15 protein-coding genes and 1 tRNA gene are annotated in these 19,553 nt (G+C 64.7%); 8 read left to right on the forward strand and 8 right to left on the reverse strand.

The features are described from left to right. The first annotated feature begins 51 nt into the window (after positions 1-51). Both yghU and BG023_RS11530 read left to right on the forward strand, forming a co-directional pair. Positions 52-909 carry a glutathione-dependent disulfide-bond oxidoreductase gene (gene yghU, locus BG023_RS11525; RefSeq protein ID WP_069310585.1) on the forward strand — a complete coding sequence of 286 codons (858 nt, stop codon included), beginning with the start codon at positions 52-54 and terminating at the stop codon, positions 907-909. A gap of 79 nt (positions 910-988) precedes the next feature. After that, a tRNA-Gln gene (locus BG023_RS11530) sits at positions 989-1,063 on the forward strand. Positions 1,064-1,108: 45 nt separating this feature from the next. Here the strand turns inward: BG023_RS11530 and BG023_RS11535 are convergent. Both BG023_RS11535 and BG023_RS11540 read right to left on the reverse strand, forming a co-directional pair. Next, a complete protein-coding gene (locus BG023_RS11535; protein ID WP_069310586.1) occupies positions 1,109-2,374 on the reverse strand; it encodes an HD-GYP domain-containing protein in 1,266 nt (421 codons plus the stop codon). Positions 2,375-2,489: 115 nt separating this feature from the next. After that, complete coding sequence (locus BG023_RS11540; RefSeq protein ID WP_069310587.1) at positions 2,490-2,855, reverse strand: ArsR/SmtB family transcription factor; 366 nt, start codon at positions 2,853-2,855, stop codon at positions 2,490-2,492. Between the two features lie 318 nt (positions 2,856-3,173). Between BG023_RS11540 and BG023_RS11545 the strand changes: the two genes are divergently transcribed. Continuing rightward, the gene (locus BG023_RS11545; protein WP_069310588.1) at positions 3,174-5,123 is read left to right on the forward strand and encodes an alkyl/aryl-sulfatase; all 1,950 of its coding nucleotides are present in this window, start codon (positions 3,174-3,176) and stop codon (positions 5,121-5,123) included. Here BG023_RS11545 and BG023_RS11550 read toward each other — a convergent pair. The 5 genes from BG023_RS11550 to BG023_RS11570 form a co-directional block, all read right to left on the reverse strand. After that, the gene (locus BG023_RS11550; protein WP_233992995.1) at positions 5,120-7,351 is read right to left on the reverse strand and encodes a glycoside hydrolase family 3 protein; all 2,232 of its coding nucleotides are present in this window, start codon (positions 7,349-7,351) and stop codon (positions 5,120-5,122) included. The genes BG023_RS11545 and BG023_RS11550 overlap by 4 nt on opposite strands. Positions 7,352-7,596: 245 nt before the next feature. Continuing rightward, entirely contained in the window at positions 7,597-8,742 is a 1,146-nt protein-coding gene (locus BG023_RS11555) for an MFS transporter (protein ID WP_233992996.1), read from the reverse strand. A 47-nt stretch (positions 8,743-8,789) separates the two neighbouring features. Then, positions 8,790-9,851 (reverse strand): LacI family DNA-binding transcriptional regulator, encoded by a 1,062-nt coding sequence (locus BG023_RS11560; protein ID WP_069310591.1) that lies wholly within the window; start codon positions 9,849-9,851, stop codon positions 8,790-8,792. Between the two features lie 21 nt (positions 9,852-9,872). Further along, entirely contained in the window at positions 9,873-10,058 is a 186-nt protein-coding gene (locus BG023_RS11565; protein WP_069310592.1) for a hypothetical protein, read from the reverse strand. 18 nt (positions 10,059-10,076) lie between these two features. Next, a complete protein-coding gene (locus BG023_RS11570; RefSeq protein WP_069310593.1) occupies positions 10,077-13,403 on the reverse strand; it encodes a TonB-dependent receptor in 3,327 nt (1,108 codons plus the stop codon). A gap of 194 nt (positions 13,404-13,597) precedes the next feature. Here BG023_RS11570 and BG023_RS11575 point away from each other — a divergent pair, with 194 nt between their 5' ends. The 5 genes from BG023_RS11575 to BG023_RS11595 all read left to right on the forward strand — a co-directional run bounded on the left by BG023_RS11575 (position 13,598) and on the right by BG023_RS11595 (position 18,604). Continuing rightward, a complete protein-coding gene (locus BG023_RS11575; RefSeq protein WP_083234670.1) occupies positions 13,598-15,109 on the forward strand; it encodes a tryptophan halogenase family protein in 1,512 nt (503 codons plus the stop codon). Positions 15,110-15,200: 91 nt separating this feature from the next. Beyond that, positions 15,201-15,995, forward strand: a complete 795-nt coding sequence (locus tag BG023_RS11580) for an NTP transferase domain-containing protein (protein ID WP_069310595.1) — start codon at positions 15,201-15,203, stop codon at positions 15,993-15,995. Positions 15,996-16,000: 5 nt separating this feature from the next. Next, positions 16,001-16,663, forward strand: coding sequence for an HAD family hydrolase (locus BG023_RS14905; protein WP_069310596.1), 663 nt, complete (start codon positions 16,001-16,003; stop codon positions 16,661-16,663). Then, positions 16,660-17,832, forward strand: coding sequence for a hypothetical protein (locus BG023_RS11590; RefSeq protein WP_069310597.1), 1,173 nt, complete (start codon positions 16,660-16,662; stop codon positions 17,830-17,832). Before BG023_RS14905 ends, BG023_RS11590 begins: the two co-directional genes overlap by 4 nt. Then, positions 17,825-18,604 carry an FkbM family methyltransferase gene (locus BG023_RS11595; RefSeq protein WP_190315764.1) on the forward strand — a complete coding sequence of 260 codons (780 nt, stop codon included), beginning with the start codon at positions 17,825-17,827 and terminating at the stop codon, positions 18,602-18,604. The genes BG023_RS11590 and BG023_RS11595 overlap by 8 nt, the downstream gene beginning before the upstream one ends. Here BG023_RS11595 and BG023_RS11600 read toward each other — a convergent pair. Beyond that, positions 18,577-19,542, reverse strand: coding sequence for an NAD(P)/FAD-dependent oxidoreductase (locus BG023_RS11600; RefSeq protein ID WP_069310599.1), 966 nt, complete (start codon positions 19,540-19,542; stop codon positions 18,577-18,579). The genes BG023_RS11595 and BG023_RS11600 overlap by 28 nt on opposite strands. Between the last annotated feature and the right edge of the window lie 11 nt (positions 19,543-19,553).

The following is a 19,553-nucleotide window of genomic DNA, read 5'->3' on the forward strand; positions in this document are numbered from 1 at the left end:
GGCGCTGGCAAGGCTCCAATTGATGACAGTACCACACACGGAGCTGCACCAATGGCCGATGCCCCCTATACGCCCCCGAAGGTCTGGAGCGCCGACACCGTTTCGGGCGGGCGCTTTGCCACCATCAACCGTCCGACCGCAGGCGCGCGCGAGGAGAAGGCGCTGCCGGTGGGCGCAAATCCCTTCCAGCTCTATTCGCTCGCCACGCCCAACGGGGTGAAGGTGACGATCATGCTCGAGGAACTGATCGAAGCCGGGCACACGGGCGCGGAGTATGATGCCTGGACAATCAACATCGGCGCGGGCGAGCAGTTCACCAGCGGCTTTGTGGATGTGAACCCCAATTCGAAGATCCCCGCCCTGCTCGACCAGAGCGGCCTGGCGCCCTTCCGCGTGTTCGAAAGCGGCGCGATCCTTGTCCATCTGGCGGAAAAGTTCGGGATGTTCCTGCCCACCGATCCAGCCGCGCGCGCAGAGGTGCTGAGCTGGGTGTTCTGGCAGGTCGCGAGCGGCCCCTTCATCGGCGGCGGGTTCGGCCATTTCTACGCCTATGCGCCCGAGAAATACGAATATGCGATCAACCGCTATGCGATGGAAACCAAGCGCATTTTCGATGTTGCCGACCAGCGCCTCGCGCAGTCACGCTTCCTCGCAGGCGACGAATACACTTTGGCCGATATCGCCAACTTCCCCTGGCTTGCGCCCTTTACCGAAGGGAACATCTACAACGATGCCAAGACCTTCCTCAGCATCGACGAATACCAGAACGTCGCGCGCTGGGTCGCGGAAATCAACGCGCGCCCGGCGGTGCAGCGCGGACGGATCGTCAACAAGGTGTGGGGCGATGAAGACACCCAGCTGAAAGAGCGCCACTCGGCCGCGGACTTCGCTGGCAAGCGGCTCGGCTGAGGAGACAAAAAAGGGGCGCGGACGGCGCGTTCGCCCCCTTCACAAGGTGGAATCAGCCGCTATAGAGCGCGGCTCTTGCTGGGGCGTAGCCAAGCGGTAAGGCAGCGGTTTTTGGTACCGCCATGCGAAGGTTCGAATCCTTCCGCCCCAGCCAGATTTCTTCCGACATCCGCAAAATGCCCACGTCTGGCTGCCCCCGTCAGGTGGCGAGCTTGTAGCTCGACAGGAACACCAGATCGCGCAGGTGATCGGGCTCGGGCAGGTTATACCCCGTCAAATCGGCAATCCCCATGATCGTCTCGCGTTCGCCCGCGTGCGCGAGCTCGATCCGTTGCGGCTTGATCCGCTCGCCGGTGATCGTCGAGAAGAACGCCTGCACAACCGGCTTGTCGGGATGGTGCGGGTCCTCATCGATGACCATCGCGATCTTGCCGCTGCGTAACTCGACGAATGAGCCAACCGGGAAGAGCCCCACCGCTTCAATGAAGGCGCGCAGGATCTCGGGATCGAATGCACCCTCCATCTGCTTCATCCGCTGCACCGCACGCGCCGGATCGAGAGCCTCGGTGGTGCCGCTTCGGGTGAGCATGAAGTCGAAGGTATCGGAGATCGCCGCCATGCGCCCCATTGTCGACAATTCCGCGCCTGTCAGGCCGCTCGGAAAACCTCCGCCGTCGATCCGCTCGTGATGTTCGAGGCAGGCCCGGACCACGGCATCGGACAAGGTGCCGTCATTGTAGAGCGCGCGGTAACCCAGCACCACGTGCTGCTGCCAGACATGCGGTTCGAGGGTACGATAATCGCCCCCAACCGTCTCGAGATGCTGGGGCAGGTAGCTGGTGCCGATATCGAGCAGCAAGCCCGCAAGCCCTGCATCCATTACCTCGGCGTGCGGCAGCTTCATCTGCCTGGCAAGCGCGACCATCAACGCGCTGACCGCGAGTGCGTGCTGGTAGATCAGCTCGTTCCTGAGCTTGCAGCGCATCAAGCCGCTGAAGGCCTGCGGATTGCGGCGCACCGAATCGAGAATGTCGGCCACCACAGGTTGCACCGCCCGCACATTGATCGCCTTGCCTAGTCGCATAGCGACAAAGGTGTTCTGCAGCACCTTGCCTGCCCGCGCGGCGATAGCCTGGGCAGCGGGCACTTCGACGTCGGCGGTGACCGGATCACACTGGCTTGCAACGCGTTCGGCGATCTTGCGGATACGCGCATCGCCCTCGCCTGTGCCTTGATCGTCTGAATGTGTTTCGCGCTGTGCTGGCTTGCGCGGTGCGGCAACGTCGGCGCCCTTCGACACATCGATCACCACGCCATCGAGCGCGCTTGAACGCAGCGCCACAAGCCGTTCGTGATCCTCGATCAGGAACCGCGCCTTCCAGAACGGATGCGAAAACCAGTTACCCTCCATCTTGTGCACGAACATGCCGATCTGGAGGTCAGACACTGCGACGCGCTTCAACATTCCCCAACGTGCTCTCGTCACCACTGCAATGGCAGTGCTGATCGCACGGCGGAGGCGAGAAACTCTTTCGACGAGGCCTAAGGAAAATCCCTTATCAGGGCAGCTAAATTCCGGCTCAGATGGCCGGTTCGGCCCCTTCGGCAACCCACAGGCGCTTGGCCTGTTCGATATCGACCGCGCTTGCCCGGCTGAGACGATGGGCGATGAAATCGATCCCTTCGATCAGCCATATCGCCAGTTCAGGCTGTGCAAGGCGGTAGACGCGCTTTTGTCCGAGGGTGCGGGTCTCCACCAGCGCGATTGCGCGAAGCACGCCAAGGTGTTGCGAGACGCGGGTGGGAGAGATCTCAAGCATGTCGCCAAGCTCGTTCACCGTCTGCTCGCCCGCCTGCAGCTTGAGCAACAGCCGGATGCGATCAGGGTGCGAAATCTGGCGCAGTACATGGGCCAGTTCGTTCGCGACGATCTTGCGACTTGGCATATATCGACCCTTTCTGACCGACCGGAAGCGGTCGCATTTATCACCACAACGCGCAAAAACACCAAAAGGCTCCCGAGCTTTGCGTTTTTCGCAAATCACATTGCAAGCGTTAATGGCGGCGTGCTCTGCCTCTGGCCTGCTTGCTTGGCAAGCTGGACCATGATTTCAAGAAGCGAACGACCCGCCTCCCGACTGCGGAGGGCCATTTGCACCGGGTGAGATCCAGACAATTTTGCCACGTCAGTTCGCATGCCCGTGCTTGCAACCTTGCACCTCGCGAGGCATCACTTGCCTTGGGAGACGGAGGGAAGAGACATCATGAAATTGGCCCGATGGAGTGCCAGCGCCGCGCTGGCTGTGATCAGTGCTGCTGCCCTTGCGCAGGATCCGGCGAGCGCGCCAACCCGGTTCGAACAGCTCGTCACCTCACGCAATCTGCCCCAAGAAGGCACCCGCGATGCGGCCGATTCGGCGCGCGGCTTTCTCGCCACCCGCAAAGACCCGATGATCAAGGACACCAACGGCAAGCCGGTCTGGAACCTCGATGCCTATGCCTTCGTCACTGGCCCTGCGCCCGATACGGTGAATCCCAGTCTGTGGCGGCACATGACCCACCTGAAGCGCCACGGGTTGTTCGAGGTGACGAAGAACGTCTGGCAGGTGCGCGGCTTTGACGTGTCGAACATGACGGTGATCCGCGGCGCGACGGGCTGGATCGTGATCGACCCGCTCACCAGTGTCGAGGCAGCCAAGGCGGCGATGGATCTCGTCAACACCACGCTCGGCACCCGTCCGGTCAGCGCGGTAATCTATTCGCACAGCCACGGCGACCATTTCGGCGGCGTGAAGGGCGTGACCGATGAAGAGGCGGTCAAGACCGGCAAGGTCGCAGTGATCGCACCAGAAGGCTTCATGGAAGAAGCGACATCGGAAAACGTGATGGCGGGCGGCGCGATGATGCGGCGTGCCGCCTACCAGTTCGGCACCGGTCTTACCCCGGGGGTAACCGGACAGATGGGCAGCGGCATTGGCATGGGGCTTTCTGCCGGCTCGCTGTCACTGATCCCGCCCACAGACACTATCGCTGCCACGGGCGAGACGCGCCTCGTGGACGGTGTGACACTCGAATTCCAGATCGTCTCTGGCACCGAGGCCCCGGCCGAATTCAATGTCTTCGTTCAGCCGGAAAGGACCTTCCTCGCCGCCGAGATCGCGACCTGTAGCTTGCACAACATCCTCACCCCGCGCGGGGCCAAGGTGCGCGATGCGCGGGCCTGGGCGCATTATCTCGATGAAGCAGCACTCCGCTATGCCCCGCAGAGCGACGCGGTGATCTCGAGCCATTGCTGGCCGGTGTTCGGGCGCGAAGCGGGGACCGCGTGGCTCACCGCCCAGCGCGACAATTACCGCTGGCTGCACGACCAAACCGTGCGGCGCATGAACCGCGGCGAGACGATGGCGGAGATTGCCGAGGCGCTCGAAAAGTCACCCCCTCCGGGCAACTTCGAAGAATGGTCGACGCGCGGATATTACGGGACGATCAGCCACAACGCCAAGGCGATCTACCAGTTCTATCTCGGCTGGTATGATGCCGTGCCGGCGAATCTTCACGCCTATCCGCCAGTCGAGCGCGCGACCAAACTGGTCGAGGCGATGGGTGGTACCGAACGCACCCTCGCGCTGGCGGAGAATGCGTTGAGCCGGGGCGACTATCGCTGGTCGTCCGACCTGTTGCAGATGCTGGTCTTTGCCGAACCCGGCAACGCCAAGGCCAAAGCGATGCTCGCCCAGTCCTACGAACAGCAGGGCTATCAGTCCGAAAGCGCGATCTGGCGCAATCAGTTCCTTGCCGCGGCCTACGAGCTGCGCAACGGGCGGGTGGACCGCAACGCAGCGCAGAGCAACGACATGATCGCCGCGCTATCGACACAGGAACTGCTCGATTCCGCCGCGACCCGCTTCGCACCCGAACGCGCCAGCGCGCGCAATTTCAGCATCGCCATCGATTTGCCCGACCGAGGCGAGACTGCAACGCTCGAAGTCGGTGAACAGGTCATGATCGGGCGGGCGGGTGTGCTGCCCGCCAAGCCCGCCGTCTCGATCCGCGGTCCGCGCCGTGCGCTGCTCGCGCTGCTGTTCGTCAAGCTGCCGGTCGATACCGTGGCGAAGATGCCGGGCGTCACGATCGAGGGCGATCTGGTCGCCCTGCAAACGCTGGTCGATAACCTCGATCCGCTGCCGCACGGCTTCGATATCGTCACGCCTTAGAAGGAGCACTCCGCGCTCGCCGCGGCTTCGTCGCGGGTGATCTCGCTGATCTGAAAGGCGAAGGGTGCGGTCGAAGCAAAGGTCAGCTTGCCGCCTGCGCTGCCAAGGCACGCGGGCGTGAGCACCATTTCGCGCCAGCCCTTGCCCTCGGCGACCGAGAGGCCCAGCGTGATGTCGACCGCCTTGCCGCCTGCCGTCACGGAGACGGGGCCTGCGGGCCGCGCATTGACCTGATAGGCGATCCGCCAAGCGGCACCGCTTTCCGGGCCGCTCAGGGTGATCTTGGCGCCGGGACCAAAGGCAATCCGACGCGCGTCTTCCTGTGCCTTGCGGTCAACGCCGGTGACAACGATGCCGTTGCCGTTGCCACGCAGATCGGGGAGCAGCGCGTTGTCCGCCACCGCCTGCACTCGCGCGCCGAGCTTGCCGCTGGCAAACCACACCGCGCCGGTATCGTGGGTCAGCGCCGCGCAGGTTTCGTCGAGCGGCGGGAGGGCGATGCGGGGCGCGGCAAAGCCGAGGCCGTATCCGAGCGGGAACAGCGCCCCGTCCGGCCCATTGAGCGGCGCGCCCTCGCAGGTCTTGGGCCAGCTGAAGGACAGGCGCCCGGTCGGCTGCGCCGCGCCGAACAGCACGTCGGCCACCCCTGCCCCCTCGCTCCCCGGCAGCCATGAGGCGACAAAGGCATCGGCAGCGTTGAGCTCGCGGTTGACCCATAGCGGGCGGCCCGAAAGGAACACCGCCACAGTCGGCACCCCGCGCGCGCGGTAGGATTTGAGGAGGTTCAGCCCCTCTTCGTCACGGAAGGCGAGATCCTTCCGGTCGCCGACGAATTCGGCATAGGGCTGCTCGCCGAAGACAACGATCGCGACATCAGGCTTGCTCGTTGCATTACCCTCGGGCGCAAGCACGGCTTCGCTGCCCGCTGCCTTGGCGGCCGCAGCAATGCCGCTCCAGATCGAGGTTGCGCCGGGGAAATCGGCCGCAGTCAGATCGCCGCCGCCCTGCCAGGTAACCGACCAACCGCCGGCCTGCTGCGGAATGTTGTCGGCAGCACGCCCCGCCACCTCGATCCGCGCGCCCGCCTTCAGCGGGAGGATGCCAGCGTTCTTGAGGATGACCTGCGATTTCGCCACCGCCTCGCGGGCGAGCGCGCGGTGTTCGGGCGAGCCGAGCAGGTTCCACTTGCCACCATTGGCGCGGGCCGAGGGCTTCACCTCGCCATCGAGGATGCCCAGCGCCTGCTTCATCCGCAGCACGCGCAGCACCGCTTCGTCGAGGCGGGCCATCGGGATCGTGCCGTCCTTCACCTGGCGTACCAGCGAGGCGTAGAGCGCCTTCCAGTCCTCGGGCACCATGTAGATATCGAGCCCCGCCATCAGCGCTTGCGGGCAATCGCCATTGCTGCACCCGGGGATCTGGCCATGCGCGTTCCAGTCGCCCACGACCACGCCCTTGAAGCCGAGGTTGCCGCGCAGCTCGTCGGTCAGCAGCGGCTTGTTGCCGTGCATCTTGACCCCGTTGATCGAATTGAAGCTCGCCATCACGCTCACCACCCCGGCGTCGATCGCGGCCGGATAGGGTGCTGCGTGAATGGACATCAGCTCCTTGATGTCGCCGTTTACGTCGCCCTGATCAACGCCCTGCGCCGTGCCGCCGTCGCCGAAATAGTGCTTGGCGGTGGCGGCCACCTTACCGGGGCCGAGATAGCCGGGTTCGCCCGGCCGGCCTTGCAGCCCCTCGATCATGGCCGCGCCGAGCTTGGTCACCAGCGCGGGGTTTTCCGAATAGCTCTCGTAGGTGCGGCCCCAGCGGTCGTCGCGGGCGACAGCAACGGTCGGGGCGAAGGTCCAATCAAGGCCGGTCACCTCGATCTCGACCGCGGTGGCCACGCCGATACGGCGGATGAGATCGGCATCCCCCGTCGCGCCGAGCGCGATGTTGTGCGGGAAGACAGTCGCGCCCGGCACATTGGCATGGCCGTGGACCGCATCGGTCGCCCAGATCGCGGGGATCACCGGCTCACCATCGGCGAGCGGCGTAGTCGAGGCTTCCCAGTATTCGTCCGCCAGCTTGAGCCAGTCGGTTGCCGGGCCCTTGTCATTGCCGAAGGGGCCGGAATTGCCGCCGTTGAGGATCGTACCGAACCGGTATTCACGCACGTCCGCCGGGGTGATCGAACCGATATCGGGCTGGATGATCTGCGCGACCTTGCGCTCGACGCTCATGCGCGCAAGCAGCGCCTCAGGCGAATTTGCCGTTGGAGAGACAAGCGGCGCGGCACTTCCCGATTGCACTGGAGGCGTAGCGGCGCATCCCGCCAGCAACGCAGCCAATCCAGCACCACAGGCCAGCCGCCCGAGCCATTGTCGCTTCATCAGGTCAGTCCCTCCCAAGACCATCGCTGCTGTATTATTGAGAACGTTATCAACTATGCCGTTCCCCGCCCGCTTTGGCAAGCGCCTAGCAGAGTTCAAACGCGGCGCCCGGAACTTGCCAGCAAACCCGCGCTGGCAATCGACAGCGCGGCGAACAGCACGAACAGTGCGGCATAGCCGAACGTGGGCACAAGCATAACCGTCAGCCATGGCATCACCATGCCCGGCACGGTGTTGGTGAGGTTGAACACGCCAAGATCGCGCCCGCGGTGTTGCGGCGCGGGCAGGACGCGCAGGGTCTGGCCGGAATGGAGCGACAGGAAGATCGCGGCTGCGCTTGCAAACAGGACATAGCCGGCAATCGCCCAGCCGAGCGAGCCCGCCGCCGCCATCGTCAGCAAGCCCGCCGCACATAGCAGCGCCGCACCGGTCAACGGCTGCACGGGACGACCATGCCGGTCCGACCAACGCCCCAGCAGCAGCGAAAGCGGCACCGCGCAGACCAGCACCGCGCTAAAGATATTGGCTGCGCCGTTTTCCGGGTAACCCGGTTCCAGCGAGCGCAGCCAGTAGAGCAGGAAGGCAAACATGCCCCCCTCGGCCACCTGAACCAGCAGGCGCGCCGCCCACATCCGCATCACCACCCGGTCCTGGCGTGCCACCGGAGTTGCAGCGCGATCGGTGGCCTGCATCAGCGCCGGGCGTATGCGCCCTCCACCGAACACAACCGCAGGCAGCACCAGCGCGCACACCAGCAGCGCCACCAGCCCTAGCCGCGCTTGCGGACTGACTAGCCCCGCGAAGGTCACAAGCGAGCCCGCCAGCGCCCCCAGCGCCGGTGCCAGCGCCAAAGCCCCGCCCAGCACGCCCTTCTGGCTATCGGGGAAGCAATCTCCTGCCCATGCCATCAGCGGCGAGAGCATCAGGTTGAGCGCCACTTGCCAAGCCATGATCAGCAGCACCAATTCGCTCACCGACCGTGCCTCGCCCACGGCCAGCAGCAGAAGGCACGACGCAATCAGGCCCGCCACGATCCACGGACGGCGGCGCTTGCTGCGATCACTGAGTATGCCGGCAGCGATATTGGCGAGGCTCGCGGCGACGGCACCGAGGAAGGTGACCTGCGCCAAGGCTGCGACATCCTCGCCGCCCTGTAGCTGGACGATCCGCTGGGGCATCAGCACTGTCAGCAGGGGCACATAGGCGACCGCGCCCCCGGCGGCGGCCAGTGCGAAAAGCACCAAGAACCAGACCGGCTGAGGCTCCGCCGGTGCGGCCGCGTCCCCGTTCAAGCCGCGCCCGATGCCGGTGCAGGTGCCGTGGAGGCGCGTTCGACCAGGCCAGCGGACACCTCGATTACCGCCTGCCCCTTATCGTCTTCGGCGCGCGCAATCAGATGCTCGACCGCACGCGAGACGGTTTCGGCAATCGGCTGGTCTATCGCGGTCAGCGGCGGCTGCGAGAAGCGCACGATCGGCGTGTTATCGAACGAGATCAGCGAGAGATCCTCGGGCACCCTCAAACCGCGCTCGCGTGCCACCTCGAGCGCCGCGAGCGTCATCTGGTCGCTGCTGGCGATAATCGCGGTGCATTTCGGATGGAGATCCAGCAGTGCGCGTGCGGCCTTAGCACCTGAATCGTAACCGAAATCTCCGTTTTCGAGCAGTCCTTCGGTGGGCAGGCCATGTTCGGCCATCGCGCGCTTCCAGCCCTCGATCCGCCAGCCGCTCAGGCTGTATTGGTCCGGCCCGGCAATCATCCCGATCCGCCGGTGGCCAAGCGCGATCAGATGGTTGGTGGCCAAGTGCGCCGCGCCCTCGTCACCCATCGTGAGCGGGATCCCCGGCCCCGGCGCGTTCGATCCGATCCGCGCGAAGGGAATGCCCCGGTCGGCCAGCAGCTGCGTGATCAGGCGGTTTTCCGAGTGCGGCGGGGTCAGGATAACCCCATCGGGCTGGAGTGCCGAAATCGCGGCACCTAATTCACGCTCGACGTGATCGGAGTGGGTATCAACCAATTCGACCATCATGCGATAGCCGTGCTTGTTGCAGGTTAGGATCCCGCCGAGCAGCATCTGGTCGACCCAGTCTGTGCCGCGCCGCTCACGCCAGTCTTCGAGCGTGCGTTCGCGGTCGTTGATGGCGAGGATGATATAGGAGCGCGATCCGCTCATCCGTTGCGCGGCGAGCGAGGGAACATAGCCCAGCCGTTCGATCGACGCGCGCACCTTGTCGCGCACCTGCGGGCGCACGTTGGGGCCGCCGTTCACCACCCGGCTTACCGTCTGGAGGGAAACCCCCGCGTCATCTGCCACGTCCCTGATCGTGACTGTCTTGCGCACCCGCGCCATTGCCCGTCCATTCCGTCCCGTTCAGCGCATGCAAGCGCGACCCTTTTCCGGATCGCTCCCGCAGCGATAAACCCTCATCCAGTCAATTGCGAATTGCGCGGGAAAATTTGCCGCGGCAAGCCCCTTGGTGCTGTTTTCTTGCGACAGCCGCCCGCCATAAAGCAGCAGGGCCGCTGTCAGCGTTTCCGCCCACAGCAGCCCTGCCATTGTCATGTTGTTGCCCTCTTAGAAAGCGAAGCGGGCAATGAAGGTGTAGCGGCGATCGTTGCGGAACACCGCGCTGATCGGGCGCGTCCCCTCGTAGTCCACCACCGTCGACAGCTGGGTAGTTTCGTCGAGCAGGTTCACGCCCTGCACGCCCAGCTTGATGTTGGGGGTCACGTTGTAGAAGATCGTCCCGTCAAGCTGACCACCGGCTTCCTGGAAGATCGGCGAGAACGGGAACAGGTCGTCCCGCTGCGTCACGAGGAAGGCGCTGCGCCAGTTGTAGGCTGCACGTACCGACAGCGGACCCTTTTCATAGAACAGGGTCGCATTGAGCGTGTGCTTTGACGTGCCCTGGAGCGGCAGCTGACCGGCGAACGGACCGTTATTGAGCGGCCGGCCGGTCGAATTGACCGACGGCGAACCGATGCCCGAGATGTTCGGGTTCGGGAAACCACCGGCATCAATGTAGGTGTAGGTGACCGCAGTACCGAGCCCGCTGAGCATGCCCGGCAGGAAGTCATAGGTCTGCTGATAACCGAACTCGAGGCCCTTGAGCGTGCCCGAGAGGTCGTTGGCCGGACCATTGATGATCACATCCTGCGAGGTGCCGCCGGGCGTGGTGTAATTAACCAAGCCGGTCCCGTTGGTAATTCTCCCCGAGATATCCTTGGCAAACAGCGCGAGGCTGAGCTGGCCAACGTTGGCGAAATACCATTCGAAGCTGAGATCGTAGTTCCACGCTTCGACGGGCTTGAGGTTGCGATTGCCAGTGGCGATCGACAACAGCGGCCCATCGGTCACGCGGCCGCTGAAGCCCAGCACCCCGCCTGCGTTGAACAGGTTCAGGTCGGGACGGCTGATCCCCTTCGACACCGCACCGCGAATAACGATCCCGCTACCATTGTCGTAACGGACGTTGAAGGACGGCAGGAAGTGATCGAAGTTGATGTCGCGCCGGTCGTTGATGAGCTCGCCGGTGTGCAAAGCCGCAAATTCGGCAAGACGCGCACCGGTAAGGTCGCAGAAGACCTGTTGCGGGACGCCCGGAGCTTGGCAGACAGCCGTGATTTCCGACACCTGCACCACGCCATCGCCGTTACCACCGTTGGTCGTCGCGTCGAACCGTGCCGGGTCAGGGTACGCCACCAGCGAATTGTTGCTGACAGTCGTCCGGACGTAACGCAGGCCGATGTTCCCCGCGAGCGAGGCACCACCACCGAAGTCGGTACCGAAATCGAGACGCGCATAGGCGGCCGAAGTCACCTCGGTAACGTCCGAAATTTCTCCCGGGCAGAACGGATCGCACTGCACGGTCGTACCGTCGAGCAGGGTGCGGGTGCGGCCGTTGACGCCGAGGTTGAAGCGTTCCGGCGACAGGCCCAAGCCCGTGATCTGGTCCCACTGCTGATCGGTCACGCCGGACAGGTATTCCTGAAGGAAGTCATCGCCGCCGTAGAACCAAGCACCACCACCCGCGATCGGGGTGCCCGCTTCGCCGCGCTGGAAGTTGTCGGCAAACGGTGTGCGATAGGCAGACGCACCCGGAACTTCATCGGTGAACACCCCGCCTGCGATCGCGAATTCCTGACCCGGCAGACCGGTGTAGAACCGGCCGGGGGTGAAACCCGACCAATCGGGAACATAAGGCCCCGGCCCCTGGAAACAGCCCGGACCTTCGCCCCAGGGCAAGCACCCTGCACGGCCCGCCCACGGCGCCGAAAGGTTGCCCCAGGTGCTGAAGTTGGTGTTGCGGTTGACGCGGTCGCGATTTGCCCAGCGGCCACCGATTTCCACCTTGCGGAAGAAGCCCTCGTCGCTGAGGTCGTATTCGAGGTTGCCGGAGAAGCTGAACAGCTCACCGTCGTTCTTCTCGCGGCTGTCGAGGCCGAACCAGTAATAGGTGCTAAACCCGCTGGAGAAGTAATCGGCAGGCGCGCCGACCGGAGCCAGAAACTCGATGTCCGGCGTATTGCCCGACAGGTCGATGGCGATGTCGGCCCAGGTGCTCATGGCACCGAACACCGAATCGCGGCTCAGGTTGGAGTTGAGGCTCTGCACCTCGATCTTGCCGCGGAAGCGATCGGTGAAGTTCATCTGCGCGTCGAACGAGATGTCTTCCGTGACGGAATTGGCTTCGCGCAGGAAGCGCAGCGTATCCATCGGGATACCGCCGCGACCGAACGGGTTGGCGTAGGCATTGCCAACGCTTTGCGTCAGAATGCCGCTCACGAAGTTGCCGTTCTCGTCGAACTCGTAGCTCGTGCCCGGGCGCGGCTGGTTGGTCGAAACGCCATCGTCGATACGGCCGAGCAGCGCGAACTCTTCGGTGGCGAACGTCGTTTCCGAACGCAGATATTCGACCGTCATCAAAAGGTTGCCATCGAGCGTCTCGAACTGACCGACGGCCGAGAAGGCCTCGCGATCACGATCGAGCGTGGTCGAACGCACGTTGGCGAATTGCGGCACAAGGACCGAGTTCGGCGGCGGGAAGTTCTCCGGCGTGAAGTTGGGCACATCGCCGAACCCGCCCGAGTTAAGGTTGAAAATACGCGCGCAACCGGCGCTCAGATCAGCCGGACGATAGCAATAGTCGACCAGCTGCGAGGCATCGGTGCGGCTCTTCAGCTTCGACTTCGAATAGCTCAGCTGCAGGCCAAAAGTGCCCTGCCCCGTTTCAAAGGTATCCGACGCGAGGATGTTATAGGTAGGCGACCATTCCTGACGCAGATCGCCATAGTTCGCTTCGACCGAACCCGCGATGCGGAAACCGCGGCGGTCGAGCGGCTTGCGCGTGACCAGGTTGACGAGACCAGCGATGTGGCCTTCGATCTGGTCGGCGGTGATGTTCTTGTAGGTCTCGACGCGGCCGACGAGTTCGGGCGACACGTCTTCGAAGCTCAGCGCACGACCACCATTGGCCGAGAAGATGTCGCGCCCGTTAAGCTGCGAGCTGACATAGTCCAAACCGCGGATGATGACACCCGTGCCCTCGACCGAGAAGCGGGTCGGGTCAGAGGTCTTTTCGAAGCGCCCGATGTTGACGCCGGGGATACGCTGGAGCGTCTCGGCAACCGAACGATCGGGCAGCGCGCCGATATCTTCAGCGGTCACCACGTCGACGACGGTGTCCGCCCGGCGCTTGATGCTCTGCGCCGTCTGCAGCGAGGCGCGGAAGCCGGTGACGACGATTTCCTCTTCGGCCGAAGCAGGCGCAGCAGCCTGATCCTCGTCCGCCTGCGCGTCCTGCGCGAAGGCGGGCGCCGCGGTGGCCGCCGAAATGGCGATCGCCGAAGCGGTACCGAGAGCGAACAGCCGCCGACGCGGCGCAACGCTTGCGTATTTCATGATGTTTCAAACCTCCCCTGACCCCATGGCACTTTGTTACCGTCCACTAGGGGTGCCAGCAGGGTTGTAACTCATCTTGAGAGCGTTCTCAAGACTTGTAATCTGCGGTTCATATTGCATTCTGGCAACACTCGGCGGGACTGGAAAATCCCGCTTACGACGCCGCAACAGGCGCAGCAGGGATCGAGGAAAACGTGGCAATTCAACGCATAGTAATCGTCGGCGGCGGTACGGCCGGGTGGATGGCGGGAGCGGCATTGTCGCGCCTCAAGACCGGCAGGCCTGTGGAAATCATCCTGATCGAATCCGAAGCGATCGGAACGGTCGGGGTCGGCGAAGCGACGATTCCCCCCTTCATCGGCTTCAACCAACTGCTCGGGATCAACGAGCGCGAGATGCTTGCCGAGGTCGGCGGCACCTTCAAGCTCGGCATCCAGTTCGAAAACTGGGGCAAGATCGGCGACAGCTACATCCACCCCTTCGGCGCCTATGGCTACACGATGGGCGGCATTTCCTTCCACCACATCTGGCATGCGATGGCACGCGCGGGCGACAAGCGTCCGATCCAGGTGTTCAACGTCGAGACGATGGCCGCTTATTTCGGCAAGTTCGCCCGCACCGAAGATTACAAGGGCGCCGATCTGCCGCCGGTCAACTATGCCTACCATCTCGATGCCGGGCGCTATGCCGCCTATCTGCGGCGCTATGCCGAAACGCGCGGCGTGGTGCGCCACGAAGGCAAGGTGCAGGACGTCGCGCTCGATGGCGAGAGCGGCTTCGTCACCGGGGTAACGCTTGACGACGGGCGCGAGTTCTCGGGCGATCTGTTTATCGATTGCTCGGGCTTCCGCGGCCTCTTGATCGAACAGGCGCTCAAGACCGGCTATGACGACTGGAGCAACTATCTGCCGTGCAACCGCGCGGTCGCCTTGCCGTGCCAGCGCGAGGATGGCAGCCCGCCCCCGCCTTTCACCCGCGCCACTGCGCACCGTGCCGGCTGGCAGTGGCAGGTGCCGCTGCAACACCGGAATGGCAACGGCCACGTCTACTGCTCAAGCTTCATGGAAGATCAGGAAGCGCTCGATATTCTGCTCGGCAACATCGCCGGCAAGCCGCAGGCCGAGCCCAATTTCCTGCGCTTCGTGACCGGGCGCCGCAAGAAGTTTTGGAACAAGAACGTCGTCGCGCTAGGCCTTGCCGCCGGGTTCATGGAGCCGCTCGAATCGACCTCGATCCACCTCATCAACACCGGGATCGACAAGCTCGTGTCGCTGCTGTCGCTGGACGGGATCACGCAGGCGCAGGAAGATGCCTTCAACCGCCTGACGGGCCGCGAATATGCGCGCATCCGCGACTTCCTGATCCTGCACTACAACGCCACACAGCGCACGGATTCCGATTTCTGGAATTACGTGCGCACGATGGAAGTGCCGGTGACGCTGACCGAGAAGATCGAGATCTTCAAAGCCAACGGCCAGATCTTCCGCGAGGAGGACGAGCTCTTTACCGAGACCAGCTGGGCGGCAGTGATGATGGGTCAGGGCATCCACATGGATGGCCACAACCCGATGGCCGACACGCTGGAGCCGGGCAAGACGCGGCAGGAGATCGACGAGATGGAAAAGTCGATCCGCTTCATGGTGCAGAACATGCCGGGTCACGGCGATTACCTGAAGCACTATTGCCCCGCGCCGATGGCCGCGTAACCGCGTCAGGGCTTTCTTGACAAACGGGGGCGGCATGGGGACAGAGGGCGCCCCGCCCTCCCCGTCCCGCCCTGCGAGGTTTCGCTCCGCAATGACCAATGTTCCGCCCGGCTGGACCGCGCTGGTGCTGGCCGGTCAGCGCCCCGGCGTTGACCGGCTCGCAGCGCACTTCGGGCGCGAGGCCAAGGCGCTGATCCCGGTCGCAGGCACCCCGATGCTGGGCCGCGTGCTGCGCGCGCTGGCCGATACACCGGAAATCGCACGAATCATCGTGCTGGCGCAGGATGCCCCCGCACTGCTGGCCGATCCCGCGCTGGCATGGACCACCGCAGACCCGCGGATCATCGCGCGGGTTTCCGGGCGCACCATCAGCGGATCGGTGCTTGATGCCGTCAACGATCCGGCGGTCGGCCTGCCGGTGCTGGTGACGACCGCCGACAATGTGATGCTCACCCCCGCAACGATCCGCGAATTCATCGCCGGAACGGGTGCCAGCGATGTCAGCGTCGCGTTGGTCGAACGCGGGCGGCTGGAAGCGGCCGTCGGCCCCAATCGCCGCACTTGGCTGACCTTCCGCGACGGTGCCTTCACCGGAGCCAACCTCTTCGCCCTCACCGGCCCGGCCGCCGCCAATGCGCTCAAGTTTTGGGAGCGGGTCGAGCAAGACCGCAAATCGGTGTTTCGCCTCGCCGCGCATTTTGGCCCGGTGCTGATGGTCAAGCTGCTGCTGAAGCGGATGAGCGTTCGTGCAGCGCTCGCCGCCGCCGGGGCAAAGCTCGGGGCGGGCGTCGCGCCGGTGCTGCTGTCGGACGGGCGCATGGGTGTCGATGTCGACAAGCCCGAGGATCATACGCTGGCCGAACGGCTGCTGGCGGAACGAGGCTGAGCCACGTGCGGCGCATCGCCCTCTACGATCTCGACCGGACGGTGACCCGCGCGCCGACCTTCACGCCGTTCCTCGTCCACATGGCGGCGAGCGGCAATCCGCTGCGATTGCTGGGCGTGCCGCTGTGGATCCTCGCCATGCTCGGCTACAAGGCGAAGCTCTATGGGCGCAAACCGCTCAAGCAGTTCGGCCTTACCCTGCTGGTGGGCCGCGTGGTCCGCAGCCCCGCGCTGCAACCGCGGATCGACCGCTTCCTCGCCCGCCAGCTTGTCCGCAACATCCAGCCGGGCGCACGCGCGCAGATCGCGGCCGACCGCGAGGCCGGAGTGACACTGGTGCTGGTGACCGCCGCGCCCGAAATCTATGCCGAAGCGATGGCAGAGGCGCTCGGCCTTCACGCCTGCATCGCCACCCGCCACCAGCGTAGCGCAGAGGGCCACCTGCTCAGCGCGATCGACGGCGAGAACAACTACGGCAGCATCAAAGTGGGCCGGATCGAAGCGTGGCTTGCCGCCGAGGGCCTAGCCCGCGCCGACGTTCACCTCACCGCCTATACCGACCACGCGAGCGACGCGCCGATCCTGAACTTTGCCGATACCGGCGTGCTGGTGGGCCGCTATGCAAAGCCCGATCCACGCTGGTCGCAGGTCGATTGGAGCGCGGCATGAAGCGCATCTGCTTCCTGTTTAATCACGACCAGACGCACCAGCTGGCACACTCGCTGCCGATCGCGCTGGCGCTGGCGGAGCGCGGGGAGCACCGCATCGTGCTCGCCTACGCCAAGGACGCGATCCGCGCCGAGATCGAGCGGCAGGCCAAGCCTGCGCAGCTGGCGAAGGTGGAACTGGTCAAACTCGGCCTCAAAAGCGGCCTCTCGCAGATGCTGGCGGGCACGCTCGAGGCACTGGTGCCGGCCTCCAAGCTGCTGCTCTACCGCGACAACCTCGATTTCTTCCGCGGGTTCGATGCCGTGGTGGTTTCGGAAAAGACCACGCTGCTGCTCAAGAGCCGTTATGGCCTCGACAATCTCAAGCTGATCCACACCCGCCACGGCGCGGGCGACCGGGCGATCGGATTCAATCCCGAAAGTGCCTTGTTCGATCTGGTGCTCGTTTCCGGCCCCAAGATCCGCGATCGGCTGATCGCCGAGGCCGGTCTCAAGCCCGATCAGATCGCGTTGGTGGGCTATCCGAAGTTCGATCTATGCGCCGACAACCGCTTTGACGACCGCTTCCCCGCGCCCGAACGGCCGACGGTAATCTACAACCCCCACCCCTCGCCCAAGCTGTCGAGCTGGTTCAAGCACGGTGCGGCGGTGCTGGAGGCGTTCCGTCAGCAGGATCGCTACAACCTGATCTTCGCGCCGCACGTGATGCTGTTTGAACGCAAATGGGTGGTGACACTCGATCCGCCGAGCCTCGCGCGGGTCACGCCGCCGGGGCCGGAATTCGCGGGCGAGCCGCGCATCCATTTCGATACCGGCAGCGGTGCCAGCAGCGACATGAGCTACACCAACCGCGCCGATATCTATCTCGGCGATGTCAGCAGCCAGATCTACGAATTCCTTCGCGCGCCGCGCCCGTGCCTGTTCCTCAACAGCCACGGCGTCGAATGGCAGGACGATCCCAACTACCTGCACTGGCGCGCCGGCCCTGTGCTGACCAGCGCCGACGGGCTGCTCGATGCGATTGATGCTGCCATCGCCGCACATTCCGACTATGCGCCCACACAGCAGGCGCTGATCGATGCCACCTTCTCGATTTCGGACCGTCCCTCGGCCGAGCGGGCGGCCGATGCGATCAGCGCGTTTCTCGAAGGAAGGGCCACCCTTGGCTAGTCTTGCAGATTTCTGGCGTTACGGCGTGGTGAAGACCGCGCGCAAGCTCAAGGCGGCAGCGCTTTCGCCGGTCTATGCAGGCCGCGGCGAGGCGGCGGTGCGATCGGCCTATGGCGTGCTGATGGTGCCCAACTGGCAGGACACCACCTTCCGCTATTGCATCTTCGGCACCTATGGCCGCGATCTGTCCGATCTGCTGCTGCGGCGGCGTGACGACTTTGTGTTCGTCGATATCGGCGCCAATCAGGGGCTCTATAGCCTGATCGCGGCGCAGAACCCGCACTGCCGCCAGATCATCGCGTTCGAGCCCGTACCCACTACCCATGCGCGGCTGGCAGCCAACGTGGCGCTGAATGGCGGGGCGGCGCGCACTGCGCTCCACCTGCTCGCTATCGCCGACAGCGTGGGCGAAGTGACGATCAACGTCGCTGCCGATCACACCGGCACCGCGACCCTCGCCGGACGCGAGGGCGGCAAGGCGGCAAGCGGCGGGGTGACGATCCACACGATCGACGCGCCCGTGCTCGATCCGCTGCTGGCGGGCGAACTTCCAATGTTCGTCAAGATCGATGTCGAGGGGCTTGAGGCGGTGGTGATCGCCGAACTCGCCAAGACGGCGAACTTCGCGCGGGTCGAAGCGATCTTCTACGAGGTCGACGACCGCTGGGCGAGCGCAGCGGAAATCGAGGCGCTGCTCCGCGGCGCAGGTTTCACCTGCTTCACCAAATACGGGCGCGGACACCACTACGACGTGCTGGCAAGCCGCTCCTGAAGCACGGCCTGAGCAAGCGCTTGACCTGAGAGCCACGCGCCCTCGACCCGCGGGCTGTGGAGGTAATCACCCGCGATCCCGATACCGAGCGCCGCATCAAACCGCGCGCCCTCGCCCCTGTGGGCGACAGGCTGGGCATAGAGCCAGCGGTGCGCATCGAGGTGCACAGGCGTTGCGGGCGCAGCGCCGGTAGCACCAAAGAAATCGGCCAGCAGCACCTGCGCGGCTTCTTCCTTGGGCAGGTCGATCAATTCGCGGCTGCGCGCCGGACTGGCGTGGATCACCCAGGTCTCCGTGCCGCTACGCCCCGGCTTGGCCGAATTGCGCGCCGCCCAGCTGACGGGGCCGCTCTCGGGGCGGAAGGTGTCTGCAATCGGCAGGCGTGCGGCAAAGCCCGCCATCACCGCCCAGCACGGCGCGGATTGGATACTCCCCGCAAGCGAAGCGAGATCAGGCGCGGCATCGGCCAGCAGCACGGCAGCCTGCTCGGCAGGGACTGCGACCAGCACGGTGCTGGCGGTGAAGCTCTCTTCGCCCGTTTCAATGCGCCAGCGCCCGCTTTCGCGCACCAACCGCTCGGCGCGCAGGCCCCAGCGCACGTCTAGGCCCCCGGCCATCGCCTTGACGCAGGCGTTCATCCCGGGCGTGCCGACCCATGCATCATCGCCCGCCGCCGACCAGCGCGATGCAACGCCCGCCGATTCCCATCGCGCAACCTCCGCCCAGAAGGCGGGATCGCGCGCGGTGAAGTATTGCGCGCCGTGATCGAAGCTCACCTGCTGTCCTGCGATCTCCACCCGCCTTGCGGCCATGCGCCCGCCGGGACCGCGGCCCTTGTCGAGCACGATAATGCGCTGTCCGGTGGGGGCGAGAGCAGTCGCTGCGGAGAGCCCCGCCATGCCGCCGCCGATAATGCAAATGTCGTATTGTCCGTCCATCCCGCGCCAAC

The organism is Porphyrobacter sp. LM 6, assembly GCF_001720465.1.
Taxonomy (GTDB): domain Bacteria; phylum Pseudomonadota; class Alphaproteobacteria; order Sphingomonadales; family Sphingomonadaceae; genus Erythrobacter.